The sequence below is a fragment of the Streptomyces sp. NPDC002490 genome (assembly GCF_040296045.1).
GTDB lineage: Bacteria > Actinomycetota > Actinomycetes > Streptomycetales > Streptomycetaceae > Streptomyces.
This window is the reverse complement of sequence record NZ_JBEOWM010000005.1, coordinates 93749-115562: the sequence shown is the minus strand read 5'-3', so window position 1 is coordinate 115562 and position 21814 is coordinate 93749. Positions and strand designations below refer to the sequence as shown.

General features: G+C 71.1%; 24 protein-coding genes and 1 pseudogene. 6 read left to right on the top strand and 19 right to left on the bottom strand.

Annotated features, from left to right (window positions below; translation table 11 throughout):
* Positions 1–148: 148 nt before the first annotated feature.
* From ABT092_RS04970 to ABT092_RS04945, 6 genes are all read right to left on the bottom strand, one after another.
* A complete protein-coding gene (locus ABT092_RS04970) occupies positions 149–439 on the bottom strand; it encodes a hypothetical protein (protein WP_351239854.1) in 291 nt (96 codons plus the stop codon).
* A gap of 413 nt (positions 440–852) precedes the next feature.
* Positions 853–1707, bottom strand: coding sequence for an SPDY domain-containing protein (locus tag ABT092_RS04965; protein WP_351239852.1), 855 nt, complete (start codon positions 1705–1707; stop codon positions 853–855).
* A gap of 65 nt (positions 1708–1772) precedes the next feature.
* Positions 1773–2234, bottom strand: coding sequence for a hypothetical protein (locus ABT092_RS04960; protein ID WP_351239850.1), 462 nt, complete (start codon positions 2232–2234; stop codon positions 1773–1775).
* Positions 2231–2995: a hypothetical protein gene (locus ABT092_RS04955; RefSeq protein ID WP_351239848.1), complete on the bottom strand. Its 765-nt coding sequence runs from the start codon at positions 2993–2995 to the stop codon at positions 2231–2233. The genes ABT092_RS04960 and ABT092_RS04955 overlap by 4 nt, the downstream gene beginning before the upstream one ends.
* A 2-nt stretch (positions 2996–2997) precedes the next feature.
* Positions 2998–3570: a DUF4913 domain-containing protein gene (locus ABT092_RS04950; RefSeq protein ID WP_351239847.1), complete on the bottom strand. Its 573-nt coding sequence runs from the start codon at positions 3568–3570 to the stop codon at positions 2998–3000.
* Positions 3571–3672: 102 nt separating this feature from the next.
* Complete coding sequence (locus ABT092_RS04945) at positions 3673–3831, bottom strand: hypothetical protein (RefSeq protein WP_351239845.1); 159 nt, start codon at positions 3829–3831, stop codon at positions 3673–3675.
* A 212-nt stretch (positions 3832–4043) separates the two neighbouring features.
* Here ABT092_RS04945 and ABT092_RS04935 point away from each other — a divergent pair.
* Positions 4044–4393 (top strand): annotated as a pseudogene (locus tag ABT092_RS04935) (Tn3 family transposase); the annotation flags it as partial.
* Between the two features lie 26 nt (positions 4394–4419).
* Here the strand turns inward: ABT092_RS04935 and ABT092_RS04930 are convergent.
* Positions 4420–4770, bottom strand: coding sequence for a winged helix-turn-helix transcriptional regulator (locus ABT092_RS04930; protein ID WP_351239843.1), 351 nt, complete (start codon positions 4768–4770; stop codon positions 4420–4422).
* A gap of 64 nt (positions 4771–4834) precedes the next feature.
* Between ABT092_RS04930 and ABT092_RS04925 the strand changes: the two genes are divergently transcribed.
* The 5 genes from ABT092_RS04925 (at position 4835) to ABT092_RS04905 (ending at position 8668) form a co-directional block, all read left to right on the top strand.
* A complete protein-coding gene (locus ABT092_RS04925) occupies positions 4835–5743 on the top strand; it encodes an LLM class flavin-dependent oxidoreductase (RefSeq protein WP_351239841.1) in 909 nt (302 codons plus the stop codon).
* A complete protein-coding gene (locus tag ABT092_RS04920) occupies positions 5740–7044 on the top strand; it encodes an FAD-binding oxidoreductase (protein WP_351239839.1) in 1305 nt (434 codons plus the stop codon). Before ABT092_RS04925 ends, ABT092_RS04920 begins: the two co-directional genes overlap by 4 nt.
* Positions 7045–7111: 67 nt before the next feature.
* Positions 7112–7630 (top strand): cupin domain-containing protein, encoded by a 519-nt coding sequence (locus tag ABT092_RS04915; protein ID WP_351239837.1) that lies wholly within the window; start codon positions 7112–7114, stop codon positions 7628–7630.
* A gap of 97 nt (positions 7631–7727) precedes the next feature.
* Positions 7728–8075: a DoxX family protein gene (locus ABT092_RS04910; RefSeq protein ID WP_351239835.1), complete on the top strand. Its 348-nt coding sequence runs from the start codon at positions 7728–7730 to the stop codon at positions 8073–8075.
* Positions 8076–8140: 65 nt separating this feature from the next.
* Positions 8141–8668, top strand: a complete 528-nt coding sequence (locus tag ABT092_RS04905; protein WP_351239833.1) for a cupin domain-containing protein — start codon at positions 8141–8143, stop codon at positions 8666–8668.
* 470 nt (positions 8669–9138) lie between these two features.
* On the opposite strand, the gene ABT092_RS04900 is transcribed toward ABT092_RS04905, so the two are convergent.
* The 12 genes from ABT092_RS04900 to ABT092_RS04845 all read right to left on the bottom strand — a co-directional run bounded on the left by ABT092_RS04900 (position 9139) and on the right by ABT092_RS04845 (position 21790).
* Positions 9139–9330: a hypothetical protein gene (locus tag ABT092_RS04900; RefSeq protein WP_058085257.1), complete on the bottom strand. Its 192-nt coding sequence runs from the start codon at positions 9328–9330 to the stop codon at positions 9139–9141.
* 54 nt (positions 9331–9384) lie between these two features.
* The gene (locus tag ABT092_RS04895; protein ID WP_351239831.1) at positions 9385–9822 is read right to left on the bottom strand and encodes a DNA cytosine methyltransferase; all 438 of its coding nucleotides are present in this window, start codon (positions 9820–9822) and stop codon (positions 9385–9387) included.
* Positions 9812–10411, bottom strand: a complete 600-nt coding sequence (locus ABT092_RS04890) for a hypothetical protein (protein WP_351239829.1) — start codon at positions 10409–10411, stop codon at positions 9812–9814. Before ABT092_RS04890 ends, ABT092_RS04895 begins: the two co-directional genes overlap by 11 nt.
* Positions 10408–11574 (bottom strand): DnaB-like helicase N-terminal domain-containing protein, encoded by a 1167-nt coding sequence (locus tag ABT092_RS04885; protein ID WP_351239827.1) that lies wholly within the window; start codon positions 11572–11574, stop codon positions 10408–10410. Before ABT092_RS04885 ends, ABT092_RS04890 begins: the two co-directional genes overlap by 4 nt.
* A complete protein-coding gene (locus ABT092_RS04880; protein ID WP_351239825.1) occupies positions 11571–11777 on the bottom strand; it encodes a hypothetical protein in 207 nt (68 codons plus the stop codon). Before ABT092_RS04880 ends, ABT092_RS04885 begins: the two co-directional genes overlap by 4 nt.
* Positions 11778–11857: 80 nt before the next feature.
* A complete protein-coding gene (locus ABT092_RS04875) occupies positions 11858–13588 on the bottom strand; it encodes a type IV secretory system conjugative DNA transfer family protein (protein ID WP_351239993.1) in 1731 nt (576 codons plus the stop codon).
* A gap of 304 nt (positions 13589–13892) precedes the next feature.
* Positions 13893–14765, bottom strand: a complete 873-nt coding sequence (locus ABT092_RS04870) for a hypothetical protein (protein ID WP_351239823.1) — start codon at positions 14763–14765, stop codon at positions 13893–13895.
* Between the two features lie 371 nt (positions 14766–15136).
* Entirely contained in the window at positions 15137–16498 is a 1362-nt protein-coding gene (locus ABT092_RS04865) for a YopA family protein (protein WP_502968387.1), read from the bottom strand.
* A gap of 248 nt (positions 16499–16746) precedes the next feature.
* Positions 16747–18249, bottom strand: a complete 1503-nt coding sequence (locus ABT092_RS04860; protein WP_351239819.1) for a putative type IV secretion/conjugal transfer ATPase — start codon at positions 18247–18249, stop codon at positions 16747–16749.
* A gap of 16 nt (positions 18250–18265) precedes the next feature.
* Positions 18266–18673: a DUF6238 family protein gene (locus ABT092_RS04855; protein ID WP_351239817.1), complete on the bottom strand. Its 408-nt coding sequence runs from the start codon at positions 18671–18673 to the stop codon at positions 18266–18268.
* Positions 18674–18692: 19 nt separating this feature from the next.
* Positions 18693–20156, bottom strand: coding sequence for an SCO6880 family protein (locus ABT092_RS04850; protein ID WP_351239815.1), 1464 nt, complete (start codon positions 20154–20156; stop codon positions 18693–18695).
* Positions 20157–20248: 92 nt separating this feature from the next.
* Complete coding sequence (locus ABT092_RS04845; RefSeq protein WP_502968386.1) at positions 20249–21790, bottom strand: SCO6881 family protein; 1542 nt, start codon at positions 21788–21790, stop codon at positions 20249–20251.
* Between the last annotated feature and the right edge of the window lie 24 nt (positions 21791–21814).

Sequence of the window (21814 nt, the reverse complement as noted above, 5' to 3'; positions counted from 1 at the left end):
CGGGTGGGTGTCTGCCGTGGGCGAATCCCGTCCGGAACCGACGGGTGGCGTCGCGGGCGCGGGCCCGAATCGCGGACGGCCGCCGTGTCGAGCTGCCCCTGGACGAACTCGTCCCTCTCGTGCGCCCGGAGGACGAGCCCGGGGAGTCCTAACGTCGTCCGGGCCGGGGAACCACGGGTTTGCCCGCTTGTGCCACCCCAGGAGCAGGAGCAGGAGCAGGAGCAGGAGCAGGAGCAGGAGCGGTGGGGGTGGTCCTGATGCCGGTGGTCGTGCGGGCGAGGGCGGCATCGGCGCGTGGCTCGCCGGTGCGGGCCAGATCGCGTGTCAGGTTGTCGGCGAGCTGGCCTTCGGGGTGGGCGTCGATCACGGAGCAGATGGCGCGGAGGCGGGCGTGGGCCTCGGCGTGGGCGATGCGGAGCTGGGTGGTGGAGGAGGTCATGGTGTCCAGCTCGTGGAAGTCGGGGACGTGGCCGGGGCGGGTGAGGTGGTGGAGCAGGTTCTGGTGGGCGGTGATCTGGGCGTCGGAGAAGAGGAGGCTCTGCCGTATCCGCAGCGCCGTGACCAGGGTGGGATCCGTGGTGCGGCCTTCGCTCCGGAGGGTCTGCAGGGGGCCGCTGCCAGGCGGCCTTGATGGAGGAGTCGGCGGTGGCGAGGGCGGTGGGCTGGGACACGAGGTGGTCCTTCCAAGAGGGGGGAGGCCGCAGTCAGCGGCCGCGCGAACGGGGCGGGGGCCTGGGGCGCGGGGCGCAGATGCCCGGTCAGCTCGGGGTCTCGGTCGCCCGGGCCACCGGTGGGAAGGGTGGCGGCGGACCACCGGGGGCGGGGTGGGGGTGTCCATGGCGGACGGCTTGGTCAGCGGTGTCGCGTTGACGTGGTGCCCGGGGGCGTGGTCGTCGTCCGGTACACGAGGGCCGGTGAGGGGATCAGCGTCCGGGTCACGGTCGAGCGGGAGCGGGCGACCGCCGCGCGTTGGATGTCCAGTGGGCTGGGGGCCGGTGGCTTGACCGGGGTGATGCGGGCCGCACCGCGGTTGCGCTCGGGGAGGTACTTCTTGTAGCGGGGGACGGGGGTGGGGTCGGCGAGCCGGTTCATGGTGGCTGTGATCAGGTGGGTCGGGGTGTTCGTGGTGAAGGTGCCGAGCCATTCGGAGGAGTAGCCGGAGGCGCCGCCGCTGATGGTCCACCGGGCGCGTTGGTCGTTGATCTCGTCGAGGTGGTTCATCCGCCCGTGGTTGTAGCTGACCAGCGCGTGCCGGTCCGGGGGCTGGCTGGAGCTGACGTAGGGCCTGTGGATGACCCGCCAGCCCGCCTCTATCAGGGCGAGGAAGGAGTCCGCCTTCGCGCCCCCGAGGCGGCCGCGGACCGAGGTGTTGTTGCCGTGGGCGTGGTCTTCGGCGAGGGCGGTGGTGAACGCGGCGACCACCTCGACGGGGGTGTAGTGGTCGAAGGTGGCGAGCCATCGGGGCGGAGCGAGGGGCCGTTCGTGGCCGGTGATCCGCCACAGGCAGTCGTCTTCGCCTTCGGGCAGCCATCCGACGTGGACCTTCTGGTCCGGAGAGGCCAGGTACGCGTTGGCCACGTCGTCATAGACGATGGTGAACCCCGCGTCCAGCAGGGGCCGCAGGGCTGGGTCTCCGGTGTAGGTGGAACCGGCGAGGTACACGGGGGAGACGAAGACGTCCCCGTCGATTTCTTCGGTGGTGGGCATGGCGGGTTGCTCCGTTCCTCGGGCGGGGGTGGTCAGTTGGCGCGGGCCGGGTGGGACAGGGCGGTTCAGGGACCGGACCGGCGCTGTCCGGCTGGCGCGGGGGAAGCAACTGGGGCCGGGGCCGTGGGTGGGGTGCTGGTGGCGCGCATGTGCGGGGAGCGGGAGCGGGCTGCTGCCGCTCGTTGGTCCGGAGCCGAGGTGACGGCCTCGCGGCGCAGCCGGTCGGCGGCGGCGCGGTAGACGGTGTTGTCGTACCGTTCGCCGACGGCGACGAGGAAGATCTCCCGCCGGTGCTGCGAGGAGGGCGGGGCGTCGCGGAACTGGAACACCATCCGCCAGCGGGTGTGCGGGTCGACGTAGACCTTGTGGCAGCCGGCCAGCTCCCGGTGCATCCGGGCTCCGCGTTCGTTGCCGTGGACGAGGTGCTGGAGTTCGAGCAGGGCCAGGTCTCGGATGTTCCAGGGGATAGTCCGCAGGTCCTCCAGGGCCTCGGGGTGCGCGGCGAATGCGTACCGCGCGGACTTCACGACCGCCCTCGACCGGGTCGGGCCGTCGCCGCAGGGGCCGTCGGCCGGGGCTCGACGACCGGAGCGGGCGGGGCGGCGAGCCGCGGCTGGGGCGAGCGGGTGAGGGCGGCCTCCGCCCGTACCTTGGCCGGCGCGGGGGTGTGGGGGAAGGGGAGGTTGGGGTTGGCCAGCCAGTCCGCAGCCGCCTCGGGTGTGAGGAAGGCGCCCTCGCGGAGGGTGTAAGTGTGCGAAGAGCGACTGACCTTGTCGAGGAAGAGACGGTACGGCGCTGCGGCGGCGTCCGGGTGGGAGTCACGGATGAGGGTCCAACTCTCCCAGGTGCGATTGCGGTGCTCCAGGACCTCGTACCGGCCCCCGGGGTTGGTCCGCAGCCGGGTCTCCAGGCTGGTGGTGAGGGTGTCGGCGGGCCGGGGCCCGTCCGGGTTCGTCACCACGGTGCCCTCGGGCGGACAACCCCGCTTGACCAGCCACCCCTGGGCGAGCGGCACCAGAGGGTGCCCGCTCGCACCGAACCGGAACGTCCGCGCCTCCGGATTACGGGTGATGTGCAGCGCCACATACGGCGGCGTCTCGGGACCGCCCCAGACGGCGGCGGCGTTGTGGAAGAGGAAGAAGCTGTCGCGCTCGGTGTGGTGCCCGGCCAGAGATGTGAAGTCCTCCTCCACCATGGTCACGAAGTCGAAGTCGTCCCCGACGAGTTCGTCCGCCGGAAGGTAGCCAGCCACCTGGTAGTCCAGCAGCCGGTTCACAGGCTCGGGCACGATCACACCTCTCCGCTGCCGGGCGCGGACAGCAGCCGATGGCTCGGCCGGGCCAAACTGGTGGTGCAGGCGCCGAAGGGGCCGTCCGGGGAACGGAGTTGAAGCCACACCGGGTCCAGATGGTCCCGGTGCCAGGTCGCCGGACCGACCGGACCGGCCTCGGTGTCGGTGAGCTGCTGCCACGCTAGCCACAGCGCGTGGAGGCGGGCGATGGCCTCGGGGTGCTCCCGCCACTCGAAGCACCACGGACGGCCGGTGGTGATCTCCCGGCCGTAGACCGGCAGCAGCAGCCGCTCCACCCACGCCCCGAGCGCGGTGAGTTCGTCCTCGAACGCCTGCCCGGCCATCGCCAGGATGAAGATCGACGACGGCCCCTCCGCCCCCTCCGGGACACTCTCCCCATCGGCGGGCCCCGCCGGGCCGGGGTCGTCGTCTTCGTCGTCGGGGCCTTCGGTGAGGCGGGTAATGTTCTCGCCGTGCCGCTGGGACTCGGCCATGAGCCGGTTCACAGCGGAGACCAGATCGTTCAGGTCGTGGTCCGCGACGCGCACCGGCTCACCGGCGGGTATGGACATTGGCAGCCCTCATTTCCGCAGATCGGAAGGGTGTTGGGCTGCTGATGGTCCGGCCGAATCCCGGTTTGGCCCGGCCGAGAGGTCCGGGGTAGAAGGGGATGCTCACCCTGACTGGTGCGGGCAGTGCTTCAGGGGCGGGGCGAGTAGTTCGACGGCACGGGCCGCCTGTTGGGGGACGACGCCGTTGCCGAGGGCCGCGAGCTGGGCGGGGCGTCCCAGGCCGGGGATGGCGGTGACCCAGCCGGGAGGGAGGCCCTGCATCCACTCCACGAACGGCGGGCTCAGGCGCCCCGCGTCGCAGGTCGGCGCCGGTGCCGGACGGGTCGCATCGCCGCCCAGGCAGGCACCCCGATCGTGCGCTACTGGGGCGACAGCCTGCTCGCCTCCGCGGACGGGCTGCGCTTCCAGGTGTCGGTGCGCACCATCAACGCCGCCCCGTCGCCGCGGTACTTCGGGTTCAGCAGCGCATCCTGGAGCTCACCGTGCAGGAGTCCCGCCACAAGCTGGCGAGGGACGTGTGCCACGGCAAGCGCGGCACCATCCACCAGGCGTACCGCGACGGGATGGAGGACCAGCTCGGCTTGCTCGGCCTGGTTCTCAACGCCATCGTGCTGTGGACGACGAAGTACTGCGATGCTGCCGTCGCTCAGCTCCGCAACGAGGGCCACGAGGTCCCGGGCGAGGACATCGCCCGGCTTTCCCCGCTCAAGCACAAGAACCTGAACGTCCTGGGTCGCTACAGCTTCACCGCGTCCACTCCGTCCGCCGGCGGCCGCTGCGCGATCCGGACGCGGCCGGGCTCGACGAGGGCGACGAGGAGTAGACGGGCTCGGGGGTGTTCCCTCGGGGTCATGCCGCCGGGGTCCGTCCTGTTCCCCGAGTGCGGGCGCCTCGTCGCATGTTCCATTCCGCGAGTGGCCGCAGGGCGTCTACCAGGTCTTGGCCGTCCGGGGTCAGCCGGTAGCGGATCTGGACCGGTGTGGTGGGGATGACGGTGCGCTCTACGAGGCCCGCCGTCTCCAGTTCTTTCAGTCGCTGGGAGAGCAGCCGGTCGGAGACGCCGGTGATCAGGGCACGGTACTCGCCGAAGCGGCGGGCGCCCTGGGCGGCGGCCTGGAGGACCGAGCCGGTCCAGCGGCGTCCGATCAGTTCGAGGGTGCCCTCGAAGCTCGGGCAGGTGTCGTCATGAATCGCATCCACTTACGAAAGATTAGCACCTTACTCATCGTTTCGTCTTCGGGGCGATCGGGAGGACGGTAGAGCCATGACCGACTACGAACGTCCTCTCTCCTTCGGGGTCAGCCTCGAACCTTCCTCCGACGCCTGGCCGTTGACCCGGCTCATGGCCCGCCAGGCCGAGGACGCCGGGCTCGAATACCTCGCCGTCCAGGACCACCCCTACCAGCCTGGCCACCTCGAAGCCTGGACCCTGATCTCCCACCTGTCCGCCCTCACGGACCGGATCTCCTTCCTCACCGACGTCGCCGACCTCCAGCTGCGGCTGCCGGTGATGTTCGCCAAGGCCGCCGCGTCGCTGGGAGTCCTCACCGACGGGCGCGTCCAGCTGGGTGTCGGCGGCGGAGGCATCCCCGACGCCATCGCCTCGATGGGCGGCCCGGCCCGGCGCGGGCAGGACATGGTGGCCTATGCCGAGGAGTCCCTTGGCCTGTTGCGCACGGCCCTGGCCGGCGGCTCCGTCCGGCTCGACAGCCCCTACCACTCGATCGGCGGCTACCAGGCCGGGCCGGTCCCCCCGAAGCCCGTCGGCGTCTGGCTCGGAGCGCAGAAGTCGAAGATGCTCGCGCTGGTGGGCCGGGGCTCCGACGGCTGGGTCTCCCCGCTGAACATCTACGTCCCGCCGAAGGAGGTGCCGTCCAAGCAGCGGATCATCGACGAGGCGGCCGTAGAAGCCGGGCGCGACCCGAAGGACCTGCGGCGCGTCTACAACGTGACCGGTGCGATCGGCTCGCTCGGCGCGCACCGGACCGGGCGCGGCCTGGTGGGCGACGTGGGGCAGTGGGTGGACACCCTCACCGGGTGGACCGTGGAACTCGGCTTCGACACCTTCGTCTTCTGGCCGGCCGCAGATCCCGAGCGGCAGCTCGCGCTCTTCGCCGACGAGGTCGTGCCCGCCGTGCGCGAGCGGGTCGACGCGGATAGGAGCGGGCGATGACGGCCACGCTGGGCACCGTTCCGGCCGAGCTGTCCGGGAAGGTCGTCACTCCCGACGACGCGCGCTACCGGTCGCTGCGGTCCACCTACACCACCGTGGGCAGTCCGGCCGCGGTCGTCAGGCCGGAGTCCGCGGGTGACGTAGCCGCAGCTCTGCGGCTCGCACGGGAGACGGGGCTGCGGGTCGCGGTCCGCAGCGGCGGGCACGGACTGTCCGGCAGCGGCACCAACGACGGGGGGCTCGTCATCGACCTGGGCGCGATGCACCGGGTCGAGGTCGTCGACCGCGCCTCCCGCCTGGTCCGCGTCGAGGCCGGCGCCCGCTGGGCCCAAGTCGCCCGCGCGCTCGCCCCGCACGGCCTGGCCATCAGCTCGGGCGACCACGGGAACGTGGGTGTCGGCGGCATCGCCACCGGGGGCGGCGTCGGCTGGCTGGTACGGCGGTACGGGCTCACCATCGACCACGTCCGCGCCGCGGAGGTCGTCCTGCCCGACGGCACGTTCGTCCGCGCCGACGCCCACAACGAGCCGGAGTTGCTGTGGGTGATGCGCGGTGCCGGCGCGGGAGCCGGGATCGCGGTCGCCTTCGAGATCGAGGCCATGGAGCTGAGCGGCATCGGCTACGTGCAGTTGGCCGCGGCCGTGGACCCGGCCGGGGACACGCTGCGGCGCTGGGCCGAGACCATGCGGGAGGCTCCACGCGAGCTGTCGAGCGCCGTGATGCTGGCCTCGCGGGGCACCCGCACCACGGCGTTCATCACCGCGGTCGTCGCTTCGGACAACCCCGCCGTCATCCGCGACACCGTCCAACCGTTGCTCGACATCGGCGAGGTGACGGCGCAGGAGGCCCACGTGGCCCCGTACACGGCACTGGTGCCCACCCAGCACCTGCACGCCAACACCGGGCAGATGCCGTCCGCGACCACCAACGGCCTGCTCACCGAGATGACCCCGGACGCGGCCGGCGCCCTGGTCACCGCCTCGGCCGGCCCCCGGCCGGTCCTGGTCCAGCTGCGGTCGCTCGGCGGCGCGACCCACGACCCGAACCCCTCGGCGACGGCCTTCGCCCACCGCCACCAAAGCACCCTCGTCATCGGCTCGGCGTTCCCCTCGGACAACCGCGGGGCACTCGCCGCCGCCTGGGCCCCTCTCGCCCCGCACACCGACGGCGCCTACGTGAACTTCGAGAGCGCCCCCGACGAGACCACCTTCGCCCGCGCCTACCCCGCAGCGACCGGCGCCCGCGTCACCGACCTCTGGAAGCGCTACGACCCCGACGGCCTCCTGCGCCCCCGGCCCTGAACGGCCACCGGAGCGGAACAGCGCACCGGCCCCACGCCGAGGCCCGTCCGACACCGAGGAGAGAAAAGTGAGCTTCCCCTTCCCCGTTCCCGACAAGAGCGACCCACGCTGGACGCGCGAGGCAGGCGTCCACGTCCGCCGCGGCGAAGGCACCGCGCGCTGGCTCGCCGGCGACACCTACACCATCAAGGCGACCGCCGCCGACACGGGCGGCGCCCTGGGCTTCGCCAAGGCCGTCGTGCCGCCGGGCGGCGGACCGGTCGCCCACGCCCACGGCAACGAGGACGAGGCGTTCTACCTCCTCGACGGCGAACTGGAATTCCTCCTCGGCGCCAGGACCTTCACCGTCACCAGCGGGGACTTCGTCTTCGTCCCGCGCCACACCCGCCACCGGTTCAAGAACGTGGGCGACAAGGACGCGATCCTCCTGTTCATGTACACCCCCGGCGGACACGAGCAGTTCTTCCTCGACAACGGCGACGAACCCGTCGCTGGCGAGACGTCACCGTCCTGGGGGCCCGATCGGTACACCGCCCTCGTCGACGGACTGCTCGCGCAGGACGTGACGATCCTCCCCGAGGACTGACTCAAACAGCGGCCCGCGAAGCCGCCGGCCGCCGACCGTCAGCCATCCGGTACGGCCCTCCCACAAAAAGACGCCCGCACCTCTACCGGAGCCTTTCATGTTCATCGCCGCCCTTGTCGTCACCACCCTGTTCGCCCTGCTCCTGCTCTTCTCCGCGTACGGCAAGCTCACCCGCGACCCCCAGCAGATGAGGACGCTCGAACACGTCGGATTCCCCAAGCGACACGTCCCTCTGCTGGCGGCCGCGGAGATCGCCGGCGCCGCGGGAATCCTCATCGGCCTCGCCTGGCTACCCCTCGGCATCGCCGCCGCCCTCGGCCTCATCGCCTACTTCACCAGCGCCATCGCCTCCCACCTACGGGTCCGCGATTGGAAGATCCTGCCCTCGGCCGTCCTCCTGCTCGCGGCCGTGGCGACCCTCGCCCTCCGCCTCGCCTCACGCTGACCGGCCCACCGACAACAGCCCCCGCATACCCGAACCCACCAGCACCGTAGAGAAGGAAGACCGTCATGACGTTCGAAACCCTGGCCATCCCCGGAGAGAACGACCCCCGCTGGACCCGCCGCGACGGCATCTTCGTCCGCAGCGACGAAGGCGTCACCAAGTGGATGATCGGCGACACCACCACCGTCAAGATCAGTTCGGCGCAGACCGACGGCACCCTGGGCGTGCTGGAGACCTCTGTCCCGCCCGGCGGCGGCGCGATCCCGCACGCCCACGGCCGCGAGGAGGAAACCTTCTACGTCCTGTCCGGCGACTTCGACTTCGTCAACGGCGACGAGATCATCAAAGCCGGCCCCGGCGACCTCCTCTTCGTCCCCCGCGGAAACCGCCACGGCTTCACCAACACCGGCGACGTGCCCGGCCGGCTCCTCACCTTCATCACACCCGGCGGACACGAGAACTTCTGGCTTGACAACGGCATCGACCCCGAGCCCGGCAAGGCAGCGCCTCCCCTGACGCCGCAGGACCTCGCCGCCCTCACCTCGGAACTCATCAGGCACAAGGTGACGATCATGCCCGACCCCGCACCCTGACCCCGCGCCCTGCACACGGCGACCGGACGAGAACAACAAAGGAGACGTCCCCTGGCCCCTTCTCCCACTGCCCGAACCCCCATGATCGGTGGGGTGCCAGGACCGAAAGCCTGACTGTGGTTCGGGGATGAAGGGACGGGGCCACCCTCCCCCTGTCGTCAAAGGATCGTTTGACGACAGACGGGCTGCGCGCCGTCGAGGCCAAGGGCGCGAAGGGTGGGCGCCGCCGACGACCGTACGGCGCGGCCATGGCTACACCCTGCGCGTCAGCGCCATCCCCGCCGTACACCGCCAGCTCCTCACCCACTCCCAGCCGCTCGACGGCGGCCAGGGCGCCGCAGCGATCCCGGCCAGCGCAAGGCCCGCCGCGAGTACGAGAACCGCGCCAGCGCCCTCCGGCCCTGACCACGATCGTTCTCACCGGTAACCGCTGTACCGATGTTCCAACCGCCGTTCCAGCCCCCCTGCGATCAGCCGTAGTACGCGTCGCGCGCAGCAGTGAACGCGACCGCTGCCCTTTCGACCTCTTCGAGGGCAGCCCACTGCTTGTCGGTCAGCTCTTCCTCGGTCTGGTCAATCGGCCAAACCTCATCGAGTTCCCGACGCTTCGTCGCGAACTCCGCCCGGGCTGCCAGATAGGTTTCACGCTCCTGCTGGTTCATGGCGCAAGGCTACGGCAGTCTCCGGAGATCAACCGTCAGTCACCGTCGGGCTGATCACCGCGGAGAACTGGCGACAGTTGAATACGCGAGCCCACCAGTACCGAGGCCGTTGAGGAGCCCCCGGACATTCTCGATCACCACCAGACACGGTTGAAGGACCTCGATGGCGCGGGCGACGTGGTGCCACAGACCGGACGGGTGCCCGCGGGCAGCCCGGCCCGGCGACCGGCGACCGAGACGTCTTTGACAGGGGAAACCGGCCGTCAGGACGCACACCTCCGGAACCGTTGCCCAGTCCACCGTCGAGATGTCGCCGAGGTTCGGCACACTCGGCCAGTGCCGGGCCAGAATCCGCGAGGCGCCCGGGTCGGTATCGGCGTGCCAGGCCATCCGTCCACCGAGTACCGACTGGACACTCAGGTCCAGGCCCCCGTATCCGGAGCACAGGCTCCCGATCAGGCGCCCGCCCGAGGCGGGTGGTTCAGCGGCCACGGCGGGGCTCCGGGGGATTCGGGAGCCGGGGCGCCGGGGTCTGCGGAGGCGGGGTGCGGTAGATCGAGTTCGCCGGGACGGAGCGGTGGAGCGCGGCGAGCACTCGAAGCGGCGTGGTATCGATCCCGTCCGCACAGCCCCGCAGCTCCCGGCCCACGCCGTCCAGGCTGTCGTGAACGCGCCCCAACCCATCCTGGATCGAGCGGAACTCGGCCTGACTGGCATGCCGCAGGCCCCCGCCGCTGCCCGGGGCCTGGGCAGGGCGGTGGAGGTAGCCGAGCCGCTGGTACGCCTCGGTGAAGTGCGCCAGGGCCCGGCCCGCGTGGACGGCCGCCGCCGTGTACCCGGAGATGACCGGCCCGAGAGCGAGCCCGGGGTCGTTGTCCGAGGCCCGTGACTGGACCTCGTCGGCCAGGTCGTTGACCAGCCCGCTCAGGGCACGGAGCTGCTGGGACGCGGTGACCAGGTCGGGCAGCTCGGCAGGCGACGAGGGGACGACGATGGCCCGGCCGAGTGCATCGGACTCGCGGGCAACCGCGTACAGCTCGTCCTGCTCCAGCCAGGCACGACCGGCGAGGTGGTTCGTCATGCGGGGCTCCGTCGGGGCGTACGGGAGGGAACAGCAGTAATAGCGGCGGCAGCCGGGGACGGCGCGGCGCGGTGGGGGCGGCTACGGGCGCGGGCAGCCTCCGCCCGTCCCGGAGACCCCCGATCGGGTCCGGGCGGCTGCGGCTTCTCGGGCGTGGGTCCGGTGCGGGCGGTGTGCCAGCGGCGGCGGACCTCGTCCAGCGGGCCGAGGGCGTGCAGGGCGTGCCCGATCAGCCGCCCGGCGGGAACCGCCGCGTCCTCGGCCAGGACCCGGACGCGCTGCGCGGACTCGAACGCCGTCCGCACCAGGGCGGCACCGACGACCCGTTCGCCGAAGAATTCGGCCGACCCGGCGACCCCCAGCGGGTCGAGCACCCGTACGACCCGCTCGGCGTCCAGGGCGCAGTCGTTGAGGGCGCCGCGCCGTTGGACCTCCCACAGCACCGTGAGCTGGTCGACAGGTTCGCCCCGGTGGTGCAGGGCACCGAGGGCCCGGTAGAGCTGCTGGTGCCCGAGGTCGGCGAAGTCCTCGGGACGGAGCCAGCCGACGACCACGCCGAGCTGGTCCGGGCGGGCGGCCAGGCAGGCCAGCAGGAACTCCTCGTCCGCGTGCAGATCCTCGTCCACCGCCGGGGTCTGAACGACGAGTTCGGGACCGGCCGGGGGTGGAACGGGGCGGGCGTCGACACCCCAGCGGCGGGCGAGGTCAGCCAGCACCCGGGCGAGAGCATCCGCCCGGAGGAGGGTCTCCTCGGTGCCGCTGCGGACGGTGTCGGCGCGGGCGGCCTGGTGGAGGCGGACGGCGTGCTCGGCGACGGTGCGGTGGATGGCGCCCTCCAGCACCATCCGCCCGTACACCACCGCGTGCTCCGGCCGGGGGCAGGCGGCGACGAGCTGGTGCGCGTACGGCGCGGTGACGCCCCGGATGCGGGTGCCAGCCTCGGTGACCGCGTCCGCCACCCAGGACACCGGGACCGCCCCCACCGCCGCAGTGCTCCCGGGGTGGGCGCGCTCGCGCAGGGCGAGGACGGAGGCGTAGAGGGCCTGGTGGGCGGGCCGGTAGAAGTGCTCGGGCCGCAGCCACGACCCGAAATGGTCGAGCTGGGAGGGGTCGAGGAACACCGCGCCGATCACGGCCTGTTCGGCGCGGTCGAGGGGGGTCACGCCGGGCTCCGGCGGGAGCGGAGCGCGGCGACGGCCTGCTGGGCATCAGCGAAATCGGCAGCGAACCGGTCCAGGCCGACCGTGAACGCGGGGTCGTCGAGCCGGACCGGGAGGGCAGGGGTGGTGAGCCACCACTCGCCGCTGCGGCGGACGACCGGGGCGTCACCGAGCAAACGGGACAGCGCGGGTGGAGAGGACGACATAGAGGGCTCCGGGAGGTGCGAGACGGAACGGGGAGGCGGGCGCGGTGTCCGTCTGCGCTGGCAAGAGACATGCGGAGCGATCACGTGGCGGGTCCGAAGCCGTCGCGGCCGAGGGTCTTGGCGAGGGCGCGTTCGGTGATCGCGGCCGTCGCCGTTGCGGACGCGGCACCGTGGCGGGCGGCGTCCGGCTCCTTGTACCAGGGCTTCAAGTCGAGGAGCGCGGGGCGGATGCCGGTGGCCAGCAGCAGCGCTGAGCCTTTCGGGAGCGCGCGGATCGCGTCGGCGGGCAGGACTCGCTCCTGCCGCATCGACACCGACGTCGACTTGCCCGACTCGCTCGTGGAGACCGACACGGTGCGGACATCGTGGTCACCGACGAGGCGGCTCAGCTTGTCGGCGAAGTCGGCGTCATCGATACCCGAGCCGATCAGCTTGACCGTCGCAGCGGACCACAGGGCGTCCATCCCGCTCTCACCCCACACCCGCACCCCCTGCCGGTAGGACTGGAGGATCGTCACCGGGATAACACCCCGGGACCCCAAGTGGGAGTACAGGTCCGGGAGATCCTGGATCTTGCACACGTTCGCGGCCTCATCCAGGATCGCGAGGAGCGGGGCGTCGAGCCGTCCGCCGTCGCGTTCGGCCTGGACGACGGCCGCCCGCATCACCGCGTCGGCCGCCGCCGCGATGATCGCGCTGGCGCTCCCGCCGCCGTCCTTCGACAGCAGGAACAGGGTGTCCTTGCTGGTGGCGAACGGTTCGGGCCGGAACTCGGCGATCTTCTCCATCCGGTGGGGCGGGGTGACCCAGGCGGCGATCTCCGGGTCGAGGAGGCAGCTCGCGTACTGCCGGGCGGTCTCGTAGATCCCGTCGCGGGTTTCGACGGCGCCCGCCACGGTGCCCTGGAGCTGGGCGGCGACCGCGTCCAGCCCCGCGTCGTACAGCAGATCGACCGGCGTACGGTCCGCCGGGGAGGCCAGCCATGCCAGGACGTCGGTGATCGGCCGCCCATCGTTCGCCGCCGCCAGGAACAACGCCGTGAGGGTGTTCGCGGCGGCCGTCGACCAGAAGTCCCCCGCACTGGATTCGTCCACCGAGGCGGTGACGAAGTGCCCGGCGAGCCGCCGCGCCCCGGCGAGGTCGTGGGCGTCGGCGAGGATGTCCCACCACATCTCCCGAGGGGCGTGGGCGATCTGCTGCGGGTCCAGCGTCCACACCGTCCCCACCTCAGCTCGCGCGGTGACGGTGGCGGTGAACGCGTCGTTCGCAGCCTTGTTCGACGTCAGCAGCACCGGACCCGGAGCCCGCAGGATCGCCGGGATCGCCAGACCGGACGTCTTCCCGGAACGCGGAGCCATGATCGCCAGCAGCACGTCCTCCCACGACGACCGCACCTCCGCCCGCCCCGGCTTCAACGTCCCCAGCAGGACACCCCGGTCGTCCGGCGCCACGTCCTTCGGACGCGTCCCCTTGAGGCTCGACCGGAGCCCGATCGCCTTCGCCGCACTCTCCCTCGGCACCAGCACCGACAGGTCACGGGCGGTGGCCAGACCACTTGAGCCACCGCGCCATCGCAGCCAGAGCCGCACCCCGACAAACCCGCTGGAGAACAAGGCGAGGACGGGAAGGACTTGGCACCCGGCGACGATCGCCGCCGCAGGCAGACCTGGCCACACCTCCTCGGGACGGAGCAGAGCGGCGGCGGGATCGTAGGGGACCCAGGCCCCGGTGCCGACGAGGAGGTTGGAGAGGTTGCCGAACAGCCAGGCCAGAGACCCGGCCCCCATCCCCAGCGCAGCGGCGCCGAGCATCAGATAGAGAAGGAAGTCGGTCCCGGTGGTGGCCGAGGGCGAGCGGGAAGAAGACACAGAGCAATCCCGGGCGGTGGAGCGGAGCGGACGAGGGAACGGGGACGGCCCTGGGCTCTGGCGGTCATGAACACGGCGGACTCCTTCAACAGCGGCGGGAAGCGGAGGCGGGCGGACGGACCGCCACGAGTGCGACCGGCTCCGAAACGGCGGGGCGCAGGTGGACACGACAGCGGTGGCCGTAGCGCTCCGGCCGGTGCAGTGGGGAAGGACCTGCGAGAGCCTCTCAGCGGGACGACACCGGTGCTCACCGAGCCCGGCGCTGCTCCGGGACGGCGGGCGCCGCCCAGGCTGCCGGGATGGTGGGCGAGGAGGCGACGGTCCGGCCGGTGAGGGAGGGAGACTGGGCGAGAGCGGCCTCCTGAAACCCCAGCCCCTGACCGCTATCTGGGGCGGTCGGTTCCGCCTCACCGAGGACCCTCAGTTCGGTGATGGCGTCGCCGAGGTCCTCGCCGAGGGCGACCGCGGAACGGGCACGGGCGGTGTCAGAAACATCCGGCACCGCAGACCGCTCCCGCACCGGGGCCGGTGCGTTCTCCCGGGCGGTGTCCGGCATCACCGAGAGCGCGAGCTGGACCTCCAAGAGCCGCTCGCCCAACGTCACCACCTGGTGCACACCGGACCGCAACTCCCCGGCCAGCTCCCGACCGTGCTCCGTACCGAGCCGCTCGCACCACGACGCCGCCGAGGCGAAGACACCCTCCAGCCCGGTGAAGACCCCGTGGTCCTCGTCCAGGACTGGATCGAGCGCGTCGGCGACATCCGCCGCCCGCCCCAGCCCGGACAACTCGGCGCTCACCGCGGTCAGTGACAACCCCGGCACCGCCTCCCGCACCCGCGCCCCGGCCTTGGCCGGGACCGCCGGTGGGATCATGACCCTCGGATCGGTCAGCACCGCCAACCCCGCGCCCTGGAACTCCCTCGACGCCGAAGCCACCATCCACAGAGCCGTGTTGAACCGCGTGCCGGGCGGGAGCTGCCACAGCCGCACGCGGTCGCTGTAGGCGAACCGGTGACTGCGCAAGACCTCGGCGAGAAACGGCCGTTCGTCCGCCGTCTCCGCCACCACACCGAACTCCGGATGAGCGCCGAAGGCGACATCGGGCTCCAACTGCAACACCAGCACCCACTCCTCGGGACGACTTCCTGGACCGACCGGACCCGGCACGGGAGCCCGATGATCAGACAAGGGAGGCGATTTGGTGTGGCCGGGGGTTCCGGGTTAGAAGAGGAGGCGAGGTCGTCTGATCCTGGGGTCGCGACTCGCTGCCGTACCCCGCGCGGTGCGATGGCCCGGTGGCCGTTAACCGCACTGAATGTCTCAGACCTCGGCATGGCAGTACTGCACTCTTCACTGCGTAGCTGGAGCCTTGTGATCGGCACAGCCACCTAAGTGCGCCTCATAGCGGCGATGTCAGCGAGAGTGACGTTGTCACGAGTGGTTGGCTGAAGCGTGGTAACGAGGTGTCATCTCCGCCAGTGGTGGTCGGATTACTCGCCTGCCATGCGGTGAGTTTCAGCCCACGGGACGGGCTCGGTCTCGCCGACCCACCTGTTGGTCCTGGACAGGTCTTGGTAGCGGCCTCGGTAGCCGATCGAGTGGAGCACCAGCAGTGTCAGATAGTGGCGGGTGAGAAGCCAGGTCTCAGTTACGAGACCCTTGATCTGGTAAACAGGCTCTTGCGCCTCTTTTGGATGAACGAGGCGGTTACGTACTCGTGTGACGACGTCGGCGCCGTCCGCCAGCCGCTCGCCGCTTACCTCTTGGCTAGCTGCGAAGGATGAAGCCGCTGGAAAATGGTCCGTTTGCACTCGCAGATCGATTGCGGCGTCCGTCAAGACCGTGCGTAGCTTTCTATGCGCTGGCCATGCCCGAGACTTGTACTCGGCTTCTGTGAGCTGACCGCCGAGTACCAGGTACTGCCACAGCACATGCTCTAGTCCTGCAGCTCCGCTCATGATCCGCTGTTCGACGAACCCGCGGTCGGCTATGGCAGTAATCGCGTACTGCGTCTGCAGGCGAAGCGCCTTCCCTTTATTGGGGTCGCGAAAGGAGGGCAGGAGGCAATCCAGCAAGTCTGCTAGGGACGCTTGGTCTTCGGGGTGCCACCAACCTGAACTGATCCTGCGTGCTGGGTCGCAGAGCATCGGCCTCCACTCGCCCCATACGACATCATCCTGGTCGTTTTGCCCCACAGGTAGGGCCGGGGCGACCCATCGGCCCAGAGCAAAAGACAGCCCAAGGTGCAGAGCCTTGAGAACAGGCTTGACCTCAGTGGCTGTGAACGAGGTGCTGTCCATCCGGCGAATTTCCATCACGTGTGTCATGACGTGGACATCGGCCTGACGTGTGTCCGAGAAAACATCCTCGTGATCGGCGCGAACGTCTAGCGTAATTTTCCATCCGTCCGCCTGGTAGACACTCCGCCCCGCAGACACAAGTTGTGGGGTTCCGTCGGCGGCGTGGTCTATCAGGTGGTCAGATCCACGCCATCGAGGCAAATTGAACCAATGGGCCACGACTCGGCTGAGTGGAGCGGCAGGATTCCCATAGGAAGTACCGTTGGAGGAGCCGCTGACGGCATCCAAGCTATAAATTGGCAGCTCGATGCCGCGCGCAAGAAGAAGCAGTTCAGTTCTGTCCAGGGGGGCGAGGCTGCGCTCCTCAGTAGACAGCCTCCAAGAGATGCGTGGCCTCGGGGAACAGTTGTACTGGACTACTCCGTTCGCTATAGACCCTGCCGCCCCACCCACGGGGCCGTCATAGAGGGTGATCGGAGTTCCTGGTGTGTTGAAGGGATACACCGGTGTCAGAGGTGTCTCGGAGTCGGGCCAAGCAGTTGAGGCGGACATACGTCGGACCCTAGACGCTGCGACCGACAATCAGCACTGTTCTCACCTCTGCCACTTTGAGTGCCGCTGAGTTCGGCCCGCACCATGTGGGCACCTCGACCAGGATGGACGCTCGTCGATCCAGACCGGAGCCCTGCCTGGACCTCGTTGATCTAGGCGGTCGGGAACCAAAGCGTTTCGACGGCGATCCACTCCTCGTGGACGAGTGCGGACCGATACCGAGCATCTCCCGCAGAGCTTGAAGCAGGTCAGGCGACCATCCGGGCGTCCGTGTCGAACAATGTCCGCTCGGCCGGGTGGAGCAGATGCTGGGTGATGAAGCTCCGGCCTGCGACTTTCCAGAGGCCGCGTCCCTTGGTGAGGGCGGCGACGGCCTGGGTCTCGACGCCGGTGAGGCCGAGGAGGGCGGCGGCGGAGGCGAGCTGGTCGGCCTCCTGCCGGTAGATGATCCGCGTCGAGCAGTCCGTGAGGAGGCCCTCTGCGAGGGCGCGGCCCCGGGAGCCGGCCTCGCCCGCAGTCAGCAGATCGGACAGCCTGTGGATGACCATCATGTTGGCGATGCCCAGGCCCCGGGACAGCTTCCACTGGGACTGCATCCGCTCCAGCAGGGCGACGTGCCGCATTACCCGCCACGCCTCGTCGTAGATCACCCACCGTCGCCCGGCGGTCGGGTCGGAGATCGCCGCCTCCATCCACGCGCTGGCGCACGTCATGGCGAGGACCAGCCCCGTGTCGTCGCCAGTACCGCCGAGCCGGGACAGGTCGATCGACAGCATCGGCGCCGCCGGGTCGAACCGTACGGTCGACGGCGCGTCGAACATGCCGCCGAGATCACCGTGGATCATGCGGCGGAGGGCGTGGGCGAGGTCCTCAGCGGCTTGCCCGAGCCGCCCCGAGGACTCTCCGGTCGCGGCGTCGAGGTGCTGGGGTGAGCCGAGGACGTAGGCGACGTCGCCGAGCAGCGGAGTCGTCCCTGTCGCTTCCGTGTAGGTGACGACCTGGTCAAGCGCGATATCCAGTGCGGTGTGCTCCATCGGGTGCAGCTCGCGACGGAGCACGGTCTTGGCCAGGGAGCCGAGGAGGAGCAGGCGGCGCTTGCGGACCTCGGTGGTCCAGTCCTCGTCGTCGATCCCGTACGGCTTCTCCGGCGCGTCCAACGGGTTCAACCGGCCGGGCAGACCCGGCCCCAGCGCGATGGTCTGCCCGCCCAACTCCCGGGCGACGACCGTCCACTCGCCCTTCGGATCGCAGGGGACGTAGACGCGGTATCCGAAGGCGGTCGCCCGCAGTGCCAGGCTTTTGGCGAGGGCGGACTTCCCCATACCGATGACCCCGGCGAGCAGGATGTTCGGGTTGGTGAACCCCTCCAGCCGCCCGTAGAGCGCGAACGGGTCGTAGCAGAAGCTGGCTTCGGCGTGGACGTCCTGGCCGACGTAGATGCCCTGGGCCCCGAGACCGCCCTCGGCGAGGAACGGGTACGCGCCGCTGGCGACGGCGGTAGTCATCCTGTGGGCCGGGAGACGGAGCCGTCCGCCCCGGGCGGACGCCGGACCCGGTCGCCCGGTCGCGGGGTAGGTCGGCTGCAGCTCCGGGTCGGGGCCGGCGACCGCACGAGGAGTGTCGGTGCGGGCGACTTGGCGGGCCTTGGCCTGCGCGGCGGTGAACTCCTCCTTCGCCCGCCGGTTGGTGCGGCGGTCGGCGCGGTGGGGGGTGAACAGCGGGCTGGCAGAAGCCCGGGTACGAACAGACACAGGTGGCTCCGGTCGGTCAGAGGTGGTGGGGGCTGGTGAAGGGGGCCCGGAGTTCGGCGGGGGTGTGGGTACGGCGGACCCGGACGGACATCCGCATGTGCCGCCCGCACACGGGCAGCCGGGGGCGGCAGCCGGAAGCGGTCGACAGCCGGTCGGCGTCGGTGGCGGGGGCGCTGTGCCAGGCGGCGTGCAGATGCTCGGCCGCCTGCCACAACCGCACCCGCGCCGCCTTCAGTGCCTCGCCCCCGGCCCGGTCGATAGGGGAGGTGCGGGTGGTGTGGGCGTCAAGGAGGGCGTAGAGGGCCAGGCAGTGCTGGTGGAGAGCGTCCAGCTCCGGGCGGGTGGCGGCGAACGGGCCGTCGGGGACGGTGATCGCCCGGTGGAAGTCCAGGGCCTCGGTGGCGAACGCCAGGTCGGTCGGCATCGGCTTCTGCGTCCCCCGGTCACGGGCGGGCGAGGGGCAGGGCGGCGTTGGTGAACGCCTCGGCCTGCTGCCACGCCAGCGGACGCAGATCAACCAACGCCGCCACGGCCGCCGTCTCGATCGCCGCACACGCCGCGTTGAGCTGCTCGGGGGTGTCCGCCGAGACGGTCACCAGCCCCGTGAGGGCGACATCGGCGTGCCCGGCGATCAGCTCCCGCTCACGCTTCTTGATGTCCGCGTACTCGACGTTGTCCTCCTCGGAGTCGACCTGGCCCTTGCGCTGCCGCTCCGCCGCGTCCGCGATGACCGTGGCCTTCTTGCGCTGCACGTCCTTGAGCGCCGCGTCCAGACCCTTCGGCGCGTAGGTGAGGGAGAGGGTGCGCCGGACGCCGGAGGTGAACAGGAGCTGGTGCAGGAAGCCCGGCGACGTTTCGATCCGGGGCCAGTTCTCGATCCAGAACGTGGCGTGGTGGGCCGAGTCGGTCTCGATCCGGTCAGCCTTCTCCACCAGAACCACCGGCCCAGCGGCGACGGGGTCGGCCTGCGGCCGGTCGGAGTCCGACCACTGGTCGAGAGCGGCGCTGGCCTTCGGGTCGTACGCGGTCCGGATCACGGCGGCGATCTCGCCCGCGGTCAGCCATCCGCCCGGGGTGAGACCGGCGTTCCGCACGGACTGGTCGAACGTTCCCGTGAGCTGGGTGAGCACTGCGAACGCACCGGTCAGTCCACCACCCGCCTGGTTGACCAGACGCCGGGCCGCCTTCAGGTCCAGGGCGATGGCGACGTAGCTCTCGTGAGGGGCGGCGGCCGGTCCGGCGGCGGCGAGGAGGTCGGTGTAGACGGGCCCGGCGAGGTGGGCAGCCGGGTTCCCGTGCTCGGTCCAGTACCGGTGGAGCGCGTCACCGGAGTCCGGCACCGTCCGCTCCAGCACCTGGACGCGGGCGATGTGCCCGGTACGGGACAGCGCGGCCAGGGTCCGGCCCCACCCGGCGACGTTGTGGTTCTGCGCCACGGGGTCCAGCAGCGCGAACGCCCGTGAGGCGACCCGGACGACGGCGGTCAGGGTGCCCTGGTGGGGGTCGTGGACGGCACCGGTGCGCCGGTCGGGGGAGGTGACGACGCGGAGGGAGGCGGCGGTGCCGGGGAGGTGGAGCAGGCCCTCGCGGCGGGGCCGGGTGGAGGGGCGGGTCAGCCACACGAGCTGGCCCTTGGCCCGGCGGGACGCGTACCGCAGGGCGATCGGGGCCCAGTCGGCGAGCGACCGGCCCCGGTGGCGGACGAAGACGGCGGTCAGGACGAGCGCCCACAGTGGGGTCAGCTTCAGGGCGCCGGGGACACCGGACGCCATGAGGACGGCGAGGAGGAGCAGGCCGGTCAGGGCGACAGCGGCGAGCTGCGGCGCGGTGAGGCCGAGGAGAACGCCCCGGCGGGAGCGATGCGGGAACTTCACCGTGGCCGGCGTGGCGGAGGTGTCAGGGCGCATGGGTGGAGCCGTCCAGAGAGAAGGAAGAAGGGGAAGAGGGGCCCCTGGGGGCAGGCCGCGTGGCCCGCCCCCAGGAGGTGCCGGTCAGCCGGTCAGAGCCGGTCCGTGCTGGTGGGCGGCTTCGGGTAGACCCACCGGGCCTGGGGTGTCCCGCCTTGTGGGCTCGCCCCTGGGGGAGCCGGAGGCCGGGGTGCGGCTGGCGGGCCGGTCATCGCCTCGATCACCGGGGGCGGGCTGGTCGGTGCCCCGGCGGGTGCCGGACCCGCGACGGTGGCCGTCCCACTCGGGCCGGAGGACACGGACCCTGGGGCAGCCGGTCGGGAGGCGGGTGGGGTTGCTGCACCGGACGAGCCGGTGGTGCCGGTCACTTCGGTCGCGGCCCCGGCCGCCCCGCTGGTTGGCGCGGTCGATTCGTTGCCGGTGGTGCCACCGCCGGGTCGTTGAATGAGTGGTTGACCTCGGTCGCCGTCGGTGCGGGGTCGGCGGATGAGGGGCTGGCCCTTGTCGCCGGTGGCGTTGGGGTCCTCGCCGAACCGGAACGTGGTCTTCGGCTCGCCCCCGGAGATCCCCTCGGGGGAGGCGTTGCTGCTTCCGGCGGGGTTGATCCCGGCGGCGACACCCCCAGCTCCCTGGCCGGGGACCTTCGCCGGGCCCTGCGGGGCGGGGGTACCGGTTCCGGCCTGCATGGCGAGCTGGCCCGCGGTCTTCGCCGCCCCGGCCGCGACCGCGACTCCGGCCACGCCGCTGCGGTGCAGATCGTCCTGCCCGCCGCCCTCGGCCGCCCAGTGCACGAAGCGATAGGTGGCGTACGGGCACAACAGCACCAGGGCCATGATCACGATCCCGGCCATGGCGTCCGACAACGCGCTCAGCCCGTCCGAGGGGTCGGTCTTGCCGATCGCGGAGACGCCGAGGAGGAACACGATCGTCATCAGCAGCTTGGAGACCACGAGGGCGCTGGTGGCCTCGATCCAGCCGCGCCGCCACCTGCGGGCGACCTCCCAGCCGCCACCGGCACCCGCGAACACCGCCAGCGTGACGAGGATCAGGATGCCGACCTTCCGGGCGACCATCACCGCCCAGTACAGGAACGCGCCGACGGTCGCACCGAAGGCGACGATCGAGGGGACAGCCCAGCCGAGCCCGTACATCGCGCCGTAGCCGCTGACCTTGACCAGGCGGCGCACCGCGTCGTCGACCGACGCGTTCGCCGCCTTGAACAACCCGGCGGACAAGGCGTCCACCACGGTCAGCGCGACGGTGGTGCACGCGATGGCCGCGAACGCGAAGAACACCCCGGCGACGGTGCCGGTCACGGCCTGGAACAGCGCGCGTTCGTCCCGCCGCCACGCCGCCCGGATCAGCTGGAGACAGAACGTCCCCACGATCAGCACCAGGCCGATCGGCAGCAGGAGTTCGTAGTTCTCGCGGAACCACCCGGCGTTCAGGTTGACGGCGGTGGTCTTGTCCACGGCCTGGGCGGCGAGGTCGGCGGCGGCCTGGGCCATCTCGCCCATGGACTTGGCGATCCAGGCTCCGATGCCGTCGGTGACGAGTTCGCCGGTCGCGCCGACCACGCCCTCGACGGTGGCGCAGACGGTGTCCATCAGGGGCAGATCACATGCTGAGGGCACAGGGCACCTCCTCTCGTTCGGGCC